Source organism: Psychrobacillus sp. FSL K6-2365 (assembly GCF_038003165.1).
GTDB lineage: Bacteria > Bacillota > Bacilli > Bacillales_A > Planococcaceae > Psychrobacillus > Psychrobacillus psychrodurans.
Window position 1 is genome coordinate 1,095,042 of record NZ_JBBOOO010000001.1, and the last position, 14,770, is coordinate 1,109,811.

Genomic DNA, 14,770 nt, shown 5'->3' on the forward strand with positions numbered 1-14,770 from the left:
TATTGCCGCCACTGTATCCGAATGGGACGGGTGAGTAGCTGCTCAGAATTACTCCAGTGGGCCAAGCAGCATGCTCGCGGCGCGAAAGCTCATGTGTTTACATGGAGCGGGGAACTTACCCCACTTCAGCAAAAGGCAAGTGAAGAACTACTTGCTAGTGTCGAACAAAACCAATCCCATCTACTAAACGCAATATGTGGAGCAGGAAAAACAGAGCTCCTATTTCCCGCCATTTATGCAAGTTTACAAGCAGGCAAAAGAGTTTGTGTTGCTGCTCCAAGAACGGATGTTATTTTAGAGTTATTCCCTCGCTTTCGGAAAGTCTTCCCAAATACAACAATTCATGCACTCTACGGAGGTGCACCAGACCAATCAGGTTTTGCTGAATTAGTGCTTGCCACTACCCATCAACTTTACCGATTTGAACATGCCTTCGACGTCGTATTTGTCGACGAGGCAGACGCCTTTCCCTATTATGCGGACGAAACACTCCAAGCAGCAGTTACTAAAGCGGCTAAACAACATGCAGCTATTCACTATGTAACAGCCACTCCTACCAAATCTTTAAAAACAACTAACCAATCCATTCTCACAAGAAGGTATCACGGCCACGACCTTCCAGTACCTAAATTCGATAGTCTCTGGGGTTACTCCAGACAATTGAAGACAGGTAAAATTCCACACAAACTACAAAAGTGGATAAATGAAAAAATAGAAACCAAAACACCTTTTCTAATCTTCCTACCTACTATCGAAATGCTTGAAGACTTCCCAAGAGAATTACCAAGAGTACACGCCGAACACCCAGATAGAAAGGAACTAGTTATGCAATTAAGAGAAAAGCAAATACCTGGTTTACTAACAACGACCATATTAGAACGTGGTGTAACGATTGAAAATGTACACGTAGCCGTAGTGGGAGCAGAGCAACCGATTTTCACTTCCAGCGCACTCATTCAAATAAGTGGGCGAGTAGGTAGGTCAGCGCAGTATCCAGGCGGAGACATCACTTTCTTTCACCATGGGATAAGTAGAGAAATGGATAAAGCTCAAGAAGCGATAGAAGGATGGAATCGTTCATGACTTGTTTAATTTGCGGTCCCCCTTATCGATCTATCCCAACGTGGTCTAAGCTCTTTTTAAACCAATTGGACTCTTCTACTTGCACTAGATGCTTCGAAAAGTTTGATATATCAGAGTCGACCATAGATTTTACCGATTTTCTAGGAACACCTTATGAAGGAGCAGTCGACTCAGTCTTTTGTTTATACACTTATAATGAACCCATGAAAGAATTTCTGCACCAATACAAATTCCTACAAGACATAGCATTAGCTAAAGTCTTTGCCGGGAGTCTGCAACAAGTATTTCAGAGAAAAGAAGGCATTGTCGTCCCCATTCCCATGCATCCAGAAAAATTAGTATTACGTACATTTGCTCAAGTTGACGAGCTGTTAAATGCAGCACAAGTTTCCTATCAACAATTACTCGTTAAAACAAAATCTGAAACACAAGGAAAGAAAACAAAAAAGGAACGCTTAATAACCACAAAATTGTTCGAATCAATGAGTAACATAGAAGAAACAAATTATATTTTATTCGACGATATTTATACAACTGGTGCTACCATTCATCAGGCTGCGAAGATTTTAAAGGACTCCGGGGCGAAAAGAGTGGATGCAATCACTTTAATAAAAGGCTAACTTGCCGATAAAAGATAAAAGAATATTATCTGGAGGTAACAACATGGGAGAACTAAAAAATTGTCCTTCATGCGGCGAGTTTTTTAACTATACAGGAATGAGAGAAGTATGTAACAACTGTGCAATGAACGAAGAAAAACTATACGAAATAGTATATCGCTTCCTCCGCAAGCGCGAAAACCGTGCAGCAACAGTCGAGCGAATTGTAGAAGCAACCGGCGTTGAGGAATCACTATTACACAAGTGGGTACGCAAAAACCGTCTGCAACCAGCAATGTTCCCAAATTTAGGTTATCCATGTGATAGCTGTGGAAAAATCACGAACCAAGGCAAACTTTGTAAAACATGTACGGAAGATTTAAAATCAGGACTCCGTCAATTTGATGCAGCAAAAGAATTCAGAGACAAAGTAGCAAACCAGGATCATGGAACTTACCATGCAGATACCAAAAGAAAATAAACTCTCACTTTGTGTGGGAGTTTTTACTTAGGTGAAAACTTTAATATAAAATAACTACCCCAAAAGCATACAAATTCAACACACAACGCATGAAGGCGCTAAAAGCTACCCAAGTTCCATCGAAATGCACACGAGTTTAACTCAATCAAAAACCTTTATCACTTAACCAAGCACTAGTTCCACCAAAAGACCCTTCAATTCCACTAACAGCTTTAATTCACAAGACCTATTCCTTATAAATCGTTCAAATTACTCTAAACACTTCATATTTAATGCCGAAATACTATATAGACACTAAGCAAGAAGAGGGGAGGATGAACTTAGATGAAAATAACAAACGTTGGTTTAAACCAAGTAAATCCATACAAACGCAATCAACAACAAGCTGAAAAAGCACAGCAGACAACTAAAACAACGGCGGATCAATTGGAAATTTCATCCGCTGCTAAAAGCATGCAAACGAAATCTCCAATTGAAGTAGAACAAGCTGAACGAGTTGCAGCCATCAAAGCAGATATCGATGCAGGAAAATACAAAGTAGATGCGAAAAAATTAGCATCGAACATCTTAAATTATTACCGCATCTAGTAAAAGGAGCTTACAATCATGTCCATCGATAACATTTTGCAATCTTTAACAAAACTAGATATGCTTCACAAAAGTTTGCTAGAGGTTGCATACAAAAAAACAGAAACTATCAAAATTGGTGACATGGACAGTCTAAACCAACTGCTCAAGGACGAGCAGGCGCATGTAGCGGGCATTTCACAACTAGAACAACAGCGTCAGTTAGAGGTAACGGATTACCTTCGAGCAAAAGGAATTGCTCCTACTGACAACCCTACTGTTGCACTTGTCATAGAAAATACCACCACAGACACAGAAAAAGCTCAACTAATAAAAGCACGCAATAATCTATTATTAACATTAGAAACATTAAAAAAACAAAATGATTTAAATCAACAGTTAACATATCAATCACTGCAATTTGTCAACATGACACTCGATATGTTGCGTCCAAAGCCAGACCAAATAAACTACTCACAAACTGAAGTAAAAGGTCCATCAAATGACAAAACCTACTTCAACTCACAAGTCTAAGGAGGCGAACCCATGCGCTCTACATTTATGGGATTAGAAACTAGTAAACGTGGTATGTTCACACAACAAACAGCTCTTTATACAGTTGGACATAATATTTCAAATGCGAACACTCTCGGGTATTCTCGTCAACGTGTTAATATGCAACCAACACTTCCATATCCAGGGATTGGATTAAATGCACCAAAAGTTCCTGGCTTTATCGGAACAGGTGTAGAGGCACATTCTATCCAACGAATTCGTGACCAATTTATCGATCGTCAATATAGACAAGAGACGAACGAACTTGGTTATTGGGAAACCAAATCAAAAGCAATTACACAAATGGAAGATATCATGGCAGAACCATCCGATTATGGTCTAAATGAATCATTAGATTTATTTTGGAAATCACTAGAAGAGTTGAGTACATCACCTGAAAATGCTGGTACACGAAGAGTGGTTACTGAGCGTGGAGTTACAGCAGCGGAATCATTCAATTATATTTATAAACAACTTGTAGAAGTACAAGGTAACTTAAAAAACGAAATTGATGTTACAACAAAAAATGTAAATTCTATTCTAAAACAAATCGCAGCACTGAATGAGAACATCGCTAAAGTCGAGCCAAATGGATATTTGCCAAATGACTTATATGATGCTCGTGATACCTTAGTTGATGAATTATCTCAGTACTTCCCTATAAAAATAGAATACGCCAAAAATGGGGGTAATTCACTTGCAATTGCAGAAGGCAACATGACGATAAGTATTAGAACAGGTAAACCAGTACCTAACGATACTATTAAAATTGTCGAAGGCAAAGAAGCATCGCAATTTGAACATAATCTTCCTGTAGGAGATACCAAAGATCCGTTCCAAGGATTTACGATTATCGGGGTTCCGGCAAATGGTGCAACGATTAATCATACGGAACTATTACCAAACCAAGGTAAAATGCTTTCCCTTATTAATTCATATGGGTATGGAGCCAATAAAGAAGGCGTATATCCAGAAATGCTTGCCCAACTTGATAAAATGGCGCAAGAATTTGCAAATGCATTTAATGCAGTACATAGGGCTGGGTATGGTCTACCACCAGATAACGAAACAGGTCTCGATTTCTTCGTAAATCCGAATGGTGGCGCAATTACTGCTGGAAACATTGCAGTAAATAAAGTCATAAAAGATGATCCTAGTAAACTGTCTGCTTCTACTGAACCTGATCAAGAAGGTAATGGAAAAAATGCCGTTTTACTCGCAGCAGTTAAAACAACTTCAATATTGGGATTAGGCAATGCAACTGTTCAATCCTTCTATCAATCTTTAATCGGAAAGCTAGGGGTAGATGGTGAGCAAGCTAATCGTCTTGCTGAAACTACAGCAGTTAAGCAACTTACAATCGCTAATAACCGAGCGTCAGTAAGTTCTGTATCACTGGATGAAGAAATGACGAACATGATCATATTTCAGCAGGCATACAATGCATCTGCTCGTATGATTACAGTAGTAGATGAAACTTTAGATAAAATTATAAATGGAATGGGCCGAGTAGGATTATAATAGGGGGTATACAATATGCGCGTAACGCAATCAATGCTATCGAGCAATATGCTTCGTAATTTATCAAGCAGTTACTCAAAGATGGGAGTGCTTCAAGAACAACTTAATACCGGTAAAAAGATATCTCGTCCATCACAGGACCCTGTAATTGCGATGAAGGGAATTGGATATAGATCCGATTTAAATAGAGTTGAACAGTTTGAACGTAACTTAGGTGAAGTAAACAACTGGCTAGACTCATCGGATGATGGACTAGACAATGTAGGGCAAGCGCTACAACGTGTTAGAGAGCTAATCATAGATGCAAAAAACGATACTAAAACACCGGAAGATCGCGACAAAATCGCAAAAGAAATTGAGCAAATTAAATTACAAATCCGTGATTTAGGAAATGCGAAAGTTGGAGATAAGTTTATATATTCTGGTACAAAAACGTTATCTCCTTTGTACGATCCGAATGGTATTCCTCCGCTCTATGATGCAAACGGATTTTTAAATGCAAACCATCCGGGAGTTACAGAAGATGTCAACATCGAGATTAATGCAGGTGTAGAAATAAATGTAAATACAAACGGAATCGGAATATTTAACGAAATTGATGATATGATGAACCAACTTCAGAATGCATTGGAAACCGAAAAAAACACTGGAGTAAAAGGTAATTATGATGCACTACTTGAATTAACAGATAAAAACATGGACACAGTACTTACAGCTCGATCAAATATAGGGGCTCGACAAAATCGTGTCGAGATGATGGAAAATCGTCTTTCTTCACAAAATTTAATCGTTACGAAACAAATGTCTGACAACGAAGATGTTGAATATGAAGAAGCTATTACAGACTTGATTACTCAGGAATCGATTCATCGTGCTGGATTGGCCGTCGGATCTCGAATTATCCAACCATCGCTAGTTGATTTTCTACGCTAAAAGTTCAGTATTAATGATTTATTATTATCAAAATTTAAGAAGGCGTTTGGATATAAATCCAAACGTCTTTCTTTAGAAGGTGACATTATTGGAAATCCCACAACTTCAAATTACTTCAACTCGCGGTGTTCTAGGTCTTCGAACTACACCAGGAATACAAGAAATAGAACAACCACGTGCAATCCTTACGCAACAACAACCTGCTGCCATTTTAGAAATCTCAACGACCAGTCCCGAGCTTTTACTTGATACGACAGAAGTACGTGCCGATTTAGATTTGAAAAGCGTTTTTAAAAGAACTGAGGAGTTTGCCGAACTTGGTTTTCAAGAAGGTATGGAAGGGATTGCACGCCGGGCGGAACAGGGAAGAGAACTGATGGATATTGGCAATGGAAAAAATGTTATCAAAGAACATGCCATTGAAAATGGAAGCCGCCATATGAAATCATTAGGCATCAAGTTTATTCCAAATCCATTAAAGCTACAAATGTCGATCCAACCAGGATCGCTCGATATTAACGTAGAGCCACAAAAGCCGATTAATGAGGTTAAAATTCAGAAACCGGTCTATCGGTACACTCCAAGTAAATTGACAGCTCAAATGGAACAATGGCCGTCCATTCAAATTGATGTTAAATGGTAGTATTAATCCGAAAGTAAAAAATAAAGGAGTGAATCTTATGCTAATCCAAACAAAGTTCTTTGGTGAAATAAAACTAAATTCAGAACAACTTTGGCGTTTTCCAAAGGGTGTCCCAGGTTTCGAAGACGAAAAAGAATTTGTTCTACTTCCAATTGAAGGGAACTCACTTTTACAAGTATTGCAATCAACTAAAAAAAGAGATATTGCACTAATTGTAGCAAATCCATATGTATTAGTGGATGAATATTCCTTTGATATCGATGAACCGACAATTGAATTACTTGATATTAAACAAGAGGACGATATTTTTGTTCTAGGAGTTTTGTCATTAAAAGATCCATTAGAAATGTCAACAATCAATTTACAAGCTCCTATAATATTTCATACAACAAAAAAAATAGCGAAGCAAATGATCATCAATGACAATAAATTTGCAGTACGTCACGTAATTGGTTCAAAACCAGTACCAAATAAAGAGGAGGCGTGACCGATGCTTGTTCTATCCCGAAAGATAAATGAAACAATCAAAATTGGGGATGACATCGAACTAAGAGTACTAGAAGTAAAAGGGGACTCTGTTCGTTTAGGAATTGATGCACCAAAGTCTATGGAAATTTTGCGAGGCGAACTAATTATTACTGTTTCCGAAACAAATACTGAATCAACTGAACTAAACCAAGACCTATTTAACAAACTCTCAAAATAATAGTAAACTTTTTTAAAAAATTAACTAAACATATATAAAGCAAATCCGATATTAATATTGTAAGCAGCAAGTAAGGAATACCGGCCGATTCCTGAAAGTTGTAAACAAAAAAATTCTAGTTCACATGGATGTGAACTAAACACACACTCAAGGAGGAAATTTATAATGAGAATTAATCACAACATTGCTGCACTTAACACGCACCGTCAACTTACAACTAACAACGGTTCAGCTTCAAAAAACATTGAAAAATTATCATCAGGTCTTCGCATCAACCGTGCGGGCGATGACGCTGCCGGTCTTGCAATTTCTGAAAAAATGCGTGGACAAATCCGTGGTCTTGATATGGCTGCTAAAAATGCGCAAGATGGTATCTCAATGATCCAAACTGCTGAAGGTGCATTGAACGAAACACATTCTATCCTACAACGTATGCGTGAACTTGCAGTTCAATCTTCAAACGACACAAATACAACTGCAGACCGTGAGGCAATGCAAGCGGAAGTAACTTCATTGACTGCTGAAATTGATCGTATTTCTGGAACAACTGAATTTAACACTAAAAAATTACTAGATGGTACTATTGGTAACGTTAATCTGCAAGTTGGCGCAAACTCTGGTCAATCTATGCAATTCACAATTTCAAACATGGGTTCAGGTTCTTTAGGTGTAGGTACTATTGATCTTGCTACAGATCATGCTACTTCTACTGCTGCGGTTGATACTATTAATGCAGCAATTGAGCAAGTATCTACAGAGCGTTCTTCACTTGGAGCTATTCAAAACCGTCTTGAGCACACTATTAACAACCTTGGTACTTCTTCTGAAAACTTAACAGCTGCGGAATCACGTATCCGTGACGTTGATATGGCAAAAGAAATGATGTCATTCACGAAGAACAACATCTTAACACAAGCTTCACAAGCGATGCTTGCACAAGCTAACCAACAGCCACAAGGCGTTCTTCAACTTCTACGTTAATCGTATAGATTAGTTCAAAAACACGTTTCGGGCAATCGAACGTGTTTTTGAATTTTTATTCAGATATAAGATTCTTGCTAAAAAAAGGATATTCCACAAGTTGATCCTTAACTTGTGGAATGTCCTTTTTTACATTTATATTTCTTGTAATGAATATATTTGCTCTCTCATCTTTTCGAAGAGTTCTACGGTTAAATCATAATACTCGGAATGTGTAGTCACTATATATTGATATTCTCGAACTAATTTTTCTGCCTTTTTAACGATATTGGTTTCTTTTTGAAGAGAAGAAATGTTGTCCGTGAATTGTTCATATTGAACGCGGAACATTGGAGCCATAAAGCTACTATAAAATGGATTGTGCGTTATACGCTCAAATTGTATATTTAGTTTGTTGTATTCATTCTCAATGGTTGAGAATTCTTCGCAAATCACTTTTTGTTGAATAATCTCCAATGTGCTTATTGTAGATTTTAACATTTTGTTCAGTTTTCGTTGGTTTGCTGTCAGACTTCTCAGTTGGGAATTTAAATAATCATGATTGTAGTTATTTTCTGACTCGAACCACTGCCGACAAACTACTTTTTTTATTAATTGTTGCTCCAATAATTCGGACAATGGCTTGTATACTGTTCCTTCAATAGCAGCTCCACCCCTGGTTGTATTAATAACATTAGTATGTTTACTTCGAGCGATGTACATTTCAAACTGTTTTCGCATATTTTGATAACCTTCTGTTGTTTTTCCTTCTTTTCCATGTACGTCTTTCACCACAATTGCATTTGCTAATGACTGTTCTTGTATTTCTTGTGATAAACTAGTGGAATCTATCCCTTCTGCATAGTACTTGTCCGACATATATGCAAGGTTTTGGCCGACTAAAATGATTTGACCAACTCCTAGTTTGCATAAAGTTTGAAACATGATTATGGAAATTGATGGTGCGTCATATATAAAGTCAATATTGGCTGTTCTATGTTTCAATAGCAGCGGGGCAATCGTATCTTGACTAGTAATCATATGAAGTAGCTTACCGGGATAATCTTCAAGTGTTTCGAAACCAACAGTACTTCCAAAAATTAATGGAATTGTGTTAAGCTTCTTATTCTTAATTTTTTGTATGACTTTATAGTTCATCTCATGCGGATCATATGTACAAGCTGCATCCGGATAGATTCCATGCTCGATTAATGCGTTAATGGCAGACCCGACGGAGAATAGATATGCTAAACCATTTTCCTTTATGTACCTTAAATTTTCAATTTCTTCATTTAACGAAGGGCCTGCTGCTACAATAATAACAGGTTTTCCGGCAAACATACTTTTATTAATATCATGAAGAATATTAGGTGTTTTTAGAACGCTTGAAAAGTTATTAATAGCATTGATTATCCACCTTTTTTGAAATGCAATATTTACCGATAGTGCATTGCTTCTTTGCTTGAGAGCATCAACAATTTTCTCGGTAAGCCTAACAATTTTGTCACCATAGACCTTTTCGTATATAGGTAATGTAATAATTTTAAGCTTCCCTTTTGACAGTTCGATAAGTTGTTGAACTACAAAAGCTATGTTTTCAGAATGATGTCCAGTGAAAGTAAGGGACAAGTTTTGCTCTCCAAAGTGATCAAATGTGATATGGGTTAAATACTCGAGTAGTACTTCCTCATTGGGCTCATAAATGGAAAATGTTGTACCAGGATGTGCCAAAATAAATGCTTGAATGTGATAACCAAGCCCAGCACCTATGAATAAAACATGATTAGCTTCTTCGACGTGAAATTGACTGATGAAACGTTCTGACTCATTTATGGGGTTATACTTGCTATGAACATATTGAACACTATCTTCTAGCATTAATTTCAAAGTAGGTACACCTGTCTTGGCTAACTCCACAACGACATTACCAGTTTTCTCCCGATTCTCTAATCGTAATAATCGATCCAGTAATTCACGGTTTTTTCTACGAAGAATTATGCGGTTATCAACTGAGATCATGGCGTTTTCCTTTGGAATCAATTGCCGTTGTAATAATAACTGCAAACGATTTGAAAGTTGGTTGTATCTCATATTTTAGGATGTCGGCAATAAGAACCGTATCATTATTTTCAATTGCTTCTTCGAACTGTTTGAATTCTTGTTGTAATGCAGCAGTCTTTGTTAGTACTTCATTCCAATTGGCGGGACGCATAATTGATTGATCAATAGTTTTAATCATAGAAAGCATCCAATCGATTCCTTCTAATAGCTCACCGAGGTCCCTCCAATTTGTTGCAGAAGGATTGTTGTAAAAGTTATCCGTAAGTAATGTCATATGCGAAATCGCACGTTTGGTGTACTCCTCGGAAGATAATAAAAGGTTGTTGATAAAATCCTTAGCAGTTATCGCGATGATTTCAATCATAGTAATCTCTCCAATATTTTTTTCGAGAAATATTTCGGGATCTTCTACTATATCTTCTCCATCTACAATTATGTGACTATAATAAAAGTTATCTTGAAGTAATTCATTCATATTTTCGATAATCTCTGCTATAGAGGGAGTTTGTGCAAATTCAATTGATTTTTCTTGCAATAGGATTTTCATTGATTGTTCCTCCAAAAGGTTTGTGTAGTGAATTGTTCTCTATATTATATCGTCATAAATCGACATAATTCAAATGAATAGAGTATTTTTCCGCGTTCACGCCATATCTTATTTGTATTATACTAGTAGCAGGAGGGATAAATATGAAGCTGTCCATAGCTGAAACAAGAACCGTTCCTACGGTTAAAGTAGAGTTTAATGGGAAAAAAATTATTTTTCATAGTAAGTATGACCCTTTAAACGAGGCAGAAGCTTGGTTAAAAAAAGGGTTGAGAGAGATTAATGAGATAGAGGCTATAATTGTTGTTGGGTTAGGAGCAGGCTATCATATTCAACAACTAGCTGAGACAATTCCAGGACAGAAAATTGTCGTCATAGAATTTAATGATTCGTATTTCTCATGGTTTCACAACAGCATTTTCCATAGGGACCTTTCTAGTTATAAAAATGTTGTGTTAAAGCGATTTAACGGGCTTTCAAGTTTGGAGAAGGAAACAATTTTTACATCCGTCAACTCTAGGAATTTACTCATTCATAAAAGTGGGTTAGATATCATACCAGATGAATACAAAGGTATTAAGGAAGCCTTGGAAGATCTTCAATTTCAACAAAACTCATTTCAACATCAAGTTGGAAATTTGAAGACAAATTTTGAAAAGAATAGCATGTTAGATGATCAAGGAATTGGGAATTTGAGCAGTAAATATGCAGGGAAGCCGATGATTTTGGTATCAGCTGGCCCATCACTCGATAAGCAACTGCCATTACTAAAAAAAATTCGCGATCAAAATGAATTTGTCATTGGAGCAGTTGGAACTGCTATAAAACCATTATTAAAGGCTAAAATTATACCTGATTTTTTTGCAATTATTGATCCAAATCCTGCGACCTTTACTCAAATGACTGAAATTGTATTACCAGAAACTCCATTGTTTTATCTTAGTACGGCTTATCATGAAACGATTCTATTGCATAAAGGACCCCGACGTATTGTTTACCAAGAAGGTTATGCTGCTGCAGAAAAACGGGCAATTGAAAAATACGAACCAGTAATTCAAACGGGCGGATCTGTCGCAACCGCCTTATTAGATATAATGGTCAGATTAGGCGGAAAGTCAGTTGCTTTAGTTGGGCAAGATTTGGCATTTACGGATGGTAAAAGTCATGCGAATGCGGCACATGCACAACAGAAAGTGAAAGAGGTACAAGGTGCAAAAAAAGTGATAAACTATTATCAAACTGCAGAAGTACATACAGCAAGAAATTTTACGATTTATCGAAAATGGTTTGAAAAGTATCAAGAAACACATACAGAGCTTGCCCTTTACAATTGTACGGAGGGCGGGGCATATATTCATCATTGGAAACATATCTCGTTACAAGAATACTATTTAAAATATTCAAGTGATAATTGAAAAAAGTCCCTGTCAATTAATCTGACAGGGACTTTCTTCTGCATACTCTTAGTAATAAGTGAATTGTGTAGTAGCAGTTGCACCATTATTGTTTAATATAATATCTACTACACCAGGTGTGCCGGCCGGCATTCTAATTTGTACTTTAATATTTGTGAAGAAAGTGAACGGAATAGTTTTACCGTCAACTGTTATAGTCATGTCTCTAGTAAAGTTAGTTCCGATTATATTAACGAGATAATTACCTTTTGCTGCACCTGAGACTTGTGATAAGGAAGTAATTGTTGGTTTCAAACCTTCGTATAGGAAAGAGTCTAGGAGAACGACTTCCTGTAGATCTGGGTTCACTACTTTTACTGAAACTAAGCCTGTTACAGTTGAAACTGGTGTTACCACTTTAATTTCAGTGTCGGAGATAGATAGAACTCTTGCTCCTTTATTATTGAAATAGACAGTCGCACTAGGCTGGAAGTTCTGTCCTGTAATTGTAATAGTTTCGTTACCAGTGATTGAACCTACATTACTAGATAGAGACGTAATGATTGGCGACGGAACCACTGCAGATGCAATATACGTAAATCCGTTTGTAAGCACAGCATCTTGCCCATCTTCGTTACGAACGAGTATATCAACAGCTCCAGCAACATCACTAACTGGGTATCGAACATTTAGTGCAGTTTTACTTCGATAAGCTGTAACTACTTCTTGGTTTCCAAAGAATACTTTTGTTGACGGAGCAAAGTTTTTCCCAGTAATTGAAATTAATTTTGTTTGTCCTGTCTGACCGGTGTTTTCTGATAGTGCATCGATCTCAGGTGCTGGTAGCGGTGGAGGTGTTACATACTCATACGCATCTACTAATTCAGCAGTTGAATTATCTGGATTGACTACTTTTACTGAAACTAATCCAGCTGTAGCTCCTGCAGGTACTGTTACTCGAATAGATAAAGATGATACATATGATGTAATGACTGCTTCTTGACTACCAAAATAAGCTTTAACATTACGATCGAAGTTCTTTCCGTTTAATAGGATAGAATTTCCACCATCAATTTTACCGGAAATCGCACTTAAACTGATTAGTTCAACAGCTGGGTTTGGTGGTGGTGCCAGGTATGTGTATCCATCCACAAGTTCTACACTTGTCAGGTCTGGGTTAACGACTTTAACCGTTACACTACCCTCTAGTATAGCAGCAGGAACAGTTGCACGCAGCGTACTATTTTTAACGAATGAAGTATTAGCTTCAACATTGTTTATATAGACTGTAGCACCATATAGAAAATCTGTTCCGTTAATAGCAATTGAATTTCCACCCTTTAGAGGACCTTCAGCCGGTGTCACAGATGTAATTGTTGGATAAGCATAGTAAAGAAAATTACCGGTTGCTGTTTGTCTATCCGGGTTTTCTACTTTGACAACTACTGAACCTTGACTGCCAGTTGGTGTTGTCACAACAATTTCCGTATCCTTCTCAGATATGATTGTTGCAAGTTTAGTGCCAAAATAAACTTTTACACCAGGTTGGAAATGTTGACCAGTAATCGTTACTGTTTCTCCACCTGTCGTAAGACCTTTATCTTCTATGATGCTTGTAATAATTGGTGCGTGATTTTTAATTTCAACAATTGGGTTTGTAGTGTTCAATGAATATGTAGAACCATCGCCAATTTCAAATGTTGAAGATGTTTGTGCTACAGCGTATTTACCAGCAGTAGCATCAGCTTTCGCACGTACTTGGTAAGTAAAAATTAGTTCATTTGTCTTCAATTCAGAGATGAACCATTCAATCTTGTTGCCTGTAACAGTTGGTTTAGGGATATGATGATCATAAGAACCTGGAACCAATTCGAATTCTGGTGAAATCGTATCAGTGATTGTTACGTTATAAGCACTTGCAAGACCAATTTCTTCAACAATTGCTTTGTAGACATCCGATAGTCCTACGGAACCTAGTACGAAATGGTGATGATCAAATGATGAAGCCATTTCTTTCAATAAATTGTTAGGTGCACTAGTATTAGGATTTTCATTTGGTCCCAATAAAGCGATTGAATAGAATGTGATACCAGCATCTTTAGCAGCTTTAGCGGCAGTAAGAGCGTCAGGTGCACTATTTGCAGCTCCATCTGTCATAATGACAATTGTCGGTTGTGCTGTAGCGCGTTTATTTGCTAGCATTGTTGTTGCTGTTCTAATCGCATCACTTGTGTTTGTTCCTCCACCTAGTTGAATTGTATCAACGTATGCTTTTGCAGCAGTTTTGTCAGTAGTTAATGGAAAAGAAGATGCACGATCACTATAGTCTACTATTCCGAGTTCATGCTTCGTTAAATCCATCAAGTCGATAAATTCTTTAGCTGCGTCTTTTGCAGCATTCAGTCTATTATCTGCTTGCATACTCCCAGACTTATCAATGATTAAAACCACATCATTAGGTTTTACAAAGGTAGAATCTTGTGGAGTACCTTTTACAGTAAGTGTTACGTCAGTTGTCTCCCCATTAACGAGGGTGTTGTTACTTACTGTTTTGTTAATTTTCATTAAATCGCCACTATTAACTGTTGCAGCTTCTGTTGAAAGTGGTATAGCTATGCCGATAATAAGGATAGCTATTAAAAAGAGTTTTAAACTTTTAAAAAACTTCATGTAATCCATTCCTTTCTAATCTATAATATTTCTATTCTAATATCGGCAAA

15 protein-coding genes are annotated in these 14,770 nt (G+C 37.2%); 12 read left to right on the top strand and 3 right to left on the bottom strand.

The window, feature by feature from the left end:
* Positions 1 to 93 precede the first annotated feature (93 nt).
* The 11 genes from MKY29_RS05245 (at position 94) to MKY29_RS05295 (ending at position 8,069) form a co-directional block, all read left to right on the top strand.
* On the top strand, positions 94 to 1,083 hold the full coding sequence (locus tag MKY29_RS05245) for a DEAD/DEAH box helicase (RefSeq protein ID WP_340879229.1): 990 nt from the start codon (positions 94 to 96) through the stop codon (positions 1,081 to 1,083).
* Positions 1,080 to 1,703 (top strand): ComF family protein, encoded by a 624-nt coding sequence (locus MKY29_RS05250; protein WP_340879230.1) that lies wholly within the window; start codon positions 1,080 to 1,082, stop codon positions 1,701 to 1,703. The genes MKY29_RS05245 and MKY29_RS05250 overlap by 4 nt, the downstream gene beginning before the upstream one ends.
* Positions 1,704 to 1,746: 43 nt before the next feature.
* Positions 1,747 to 2,163 carry a TIGR03826 family flagellar region protein gene (locus MKY29_RS05255; protein ID WP_340879231.1) on the top strand — a complete coding sequence of 139 codons (417 nt, stop codon included), beginning with the start codon at positions 1,747 to 1,749 and terminating at the stop codon, positions 2,161 to 2,163.
* Positions 2,164 to 2,487: 324 nt separating this feature from the next.
* Positions 2,488 to 2,751: a flagellar biosynthesis anti-sigma factor FlgM gene (gene flgM, locus MKY29_RS05260; RefSeq protein ID WP_340879232.1), complete on the top strand. Its 264-nt coding sequence runs from the start codon at positions 2,488 to 2,490 to the stop codon at positions 2,749 to 2,751.
* 18 nt (positions 2,752 to 2,769) lie between these two features.
* The gene (locus MKY29_RS05265; RefSeq protein ID WP_340879233.1) at positions 2,770 to 3,264 is read left to right on the top strand and encodes a flagellar protein FlgN; all 495 of its coding nucleotides are present in this window, start codon (positions 2,770 to 2,772) and stop codon (positions 3,262 to 3,264) included.
* A gap of 12 nt (positions 3,265 to 3,276) precedes the next feature.
* A complete protein-coding gene (flgK, locus tag MKY29_RS05270; protein ID WP_340879234.1) occupies positions 3,277 to 4,806 on the top strand; it encodes a flagellar hook-associated protein FlgK in 1,530 nt (509 codons plus the stop codon).
* Positions 4,807 to 4,821: 15 nt separating this feature from the next.
* On the top strand, positions 4,822 to 5,739 hold the full coding sequence (gene flgL, locus MKY29_RS05275) for a flagellar hook-associated protein FlgL (protein ID WP_340879235.1): 918 nt from the start codon (positions 4,822 to 4,824) through the stop codon (positions 5,737 to 5,739).
* Between the two features lie 88 nt (positions 5,740 to 5,827).
* Positions 5,828 to 6,382, top strand: a complete 555-nt coding sequence (locus MKY29_RS05280) for a DUF6470 family protein (RefSeq protein ID WP_340879236.1) — start codon at positions 5,828 to 5,830, stop codon at positions 6,380 to 6,382.
* Between the two features lie 37 nt (positions 6,383 to 6,419).
* The gene (gene fliW, locus MKY29_RS05285) at positions 6,420 to 6,869 is read left to right on the top strand and encodes a flagellar assembly protein FliW (RefSeq protein ID WP_340879237.1); all 450 of its coding nucleotides are present in this window, start codon (positions 6,420 to 6,422) and stop codon (positions 6,867 to 6,869) included.
* 3 nt (positions 6,870 to 6,872) lie between these two features.
* A complete protein-coding gene (gene csrA, locus MKY29_RS05290) occupies positions 6,873 to 7,088 on the top strand; it encodes a carbon storage regulator CsrA (RefSeq protein WP_340879238.1) in 216 nt (71 codons plus the stop codon).
* A gap of 165 nt (positions 7,089 to 7,253) precedes the next feature.
* Positions 7,254 to 8,069 (top strand): flagellin N-terminal helical domain-containing protein, encoded by an 816-nt coding sequence (locus MKY29_RS05295; RefSeq protein WP_340879239.1) that lies wholly within the window; start codon positions 7,254 to 7,256, stop codon positions 8,067 to 8,069.
* Positions 8,070 to 8,204: 135 nt separating this feature from the next.
* Here the strand turns inward: MKY29_RS05295 and MKY29_RS05300 are convergent, their stop codons facing one another.
* Together MKY29_RS05300 and MKY29_RS05305 are read right to left on the bottom strand one after the other, a co-directional pair.
* Entirely contained in the window at positions 8,205 to 10,139 is a 1,935-nt protein-coding gene (locus MKY29_RS05300; RefSeq protein WP_340879240.1) for a motility associated factor glycosyltransferase family protein, read from the bottom strand.
* Positions 10,054 to 10,656: a hypothetical protein gene (locus MKY29_RS05305; RefSeq protein WP_340879242.1), complete on the bottom strand. Its 603-nt coding sequence runs from the start codon at positions 10,654 to 10,656 to the stop codon at positions 10,054 to 10,056. Before MKY29_RS05305 ends, MKY29_RS05300 begins: the two co-directional genes overlap by 86 nt.
* Positions 10,657 to 10,799: 143 nt before the next feature.
* Here MKY29_RS05305 and MKY29_RS05310 point away from each other — a divergent pair, with 143 nt between their 5' ends.
* Positions 10,800 to 12,071, top strand: coding sequence for a motility associated factor glycosyltransferase family protein (locus MKY29_RS05310; RefSeq protein ID WP_340879243.1), 1,272 nt, complete (start codon positions 10,800 to 10,802; stop codon positions 12,069 to 12,071).
* A 48-nt stretch (positions 12,072 to 12,119) separates the two neighbouring features.
* Here the strand turns inward: MKY29_RS05310 and MKY29_RS05315 are convergent, their stop codons facing one another.
* A complete protein-coding gene (locus MKY29_RS05315) occupies positions 12,120 to 14,720 on the bottom strand; it encodes an IPT/TIG domain-containing protein (RefSeq protein WP_340879244.1) in 2,601 nt (866 codons plus the stop codon).
* Positions 14,721 to 14,770 lie beyond the last annotated feature (50 nt).

Bases quoted from the DNA above. Each gene is read 5' to 3' on its own strand.
- fliW (WP_340879237.1), top strand. From the start codon at position 6,420: ATGCTAATCCAAACAAAGTTCTTTGGTGAAATAAAACTAAATTCAGAA.
- MKY29_RS05315 (WP_340879244.1), bottom strand. From the start codon at position 14,720: ATGAAGTTTTTTAAAAGTTTAAAACTCTTTTTAATAGCTATCCTTATT.
- MKY29_RS05310 (WP_340879243.1), top strand. From the start codon at position 10,800: ATGAAGCTGTCCATAGCTGAAACAAGAACCGTTCCTACGGTTAAAGTA.
- MKY29_RS05295 (WP_340879239.1), top strand. From the start codon at position 7,254: ATGAGAATTAATCACAACATTGCTGCACTTAACACGCACCGTCAACTT.
- MKY29_RS05250 (WP_340879230.1), top strand. From the start codon at position 1,080: ATGACTTGTTTAATTTGCGGTCCCCCTTATCGATCTATCCCAACGTGG.
- flgM (WP_340879232.1), top strand. From the start codon at position 2,488: ATGAAAATAACAAACGTTGGTTTAAACCAAGTAAATCCATACAAACGC.
- MKY29_RS05255 (WP_340879231.1), top strand. From the start codon at position 1,747: ATGGGAGAACTAAAAAATTGTCCTTCATGCGGCGAGTTTTTTAACTAT.
- csrA (WP_340879238.1), top strand. From the start codon at position 6,873: ATGCTTGTTCTATCCCGAAAGATAAATGAAACAATCAAAATTGGGGAT.
- flgL (WP_340879235.1), top strand. From the start codon at position 4,822: ATGCGCGTAACGCAATCAATGCTATCGAGCAATATGCTTCGTAATTTA.
- MKY29_RS05305 (WP_340879242.1), bottom strand. From the start codon at position 10,656: ATGAAAATCCTATTGCAAGAAAAATCAATTGAATTTGCACAAACTCCC.
- flgK (WP_340879234.1), top strand. From the start codon at position 3,277: ATGCGCTCTACATTTATGGGATTAGAAACTAGTAAACGTGGTATGTTC.
- MKY29_RS05265 (WP_340879233.1), top strand. From the start codon at position 2,770: ATGTCCATCGATAACATTTTGCAATCTTTAACAAAACTAGATATGCTT.
- MKY29_RS05300 (WP_340879240.1), bottom strand. From the start codon at position 10,139: ATGAGATACAACCAACTTTCAAATCGTTTGCAGTTATTATTACAACGG.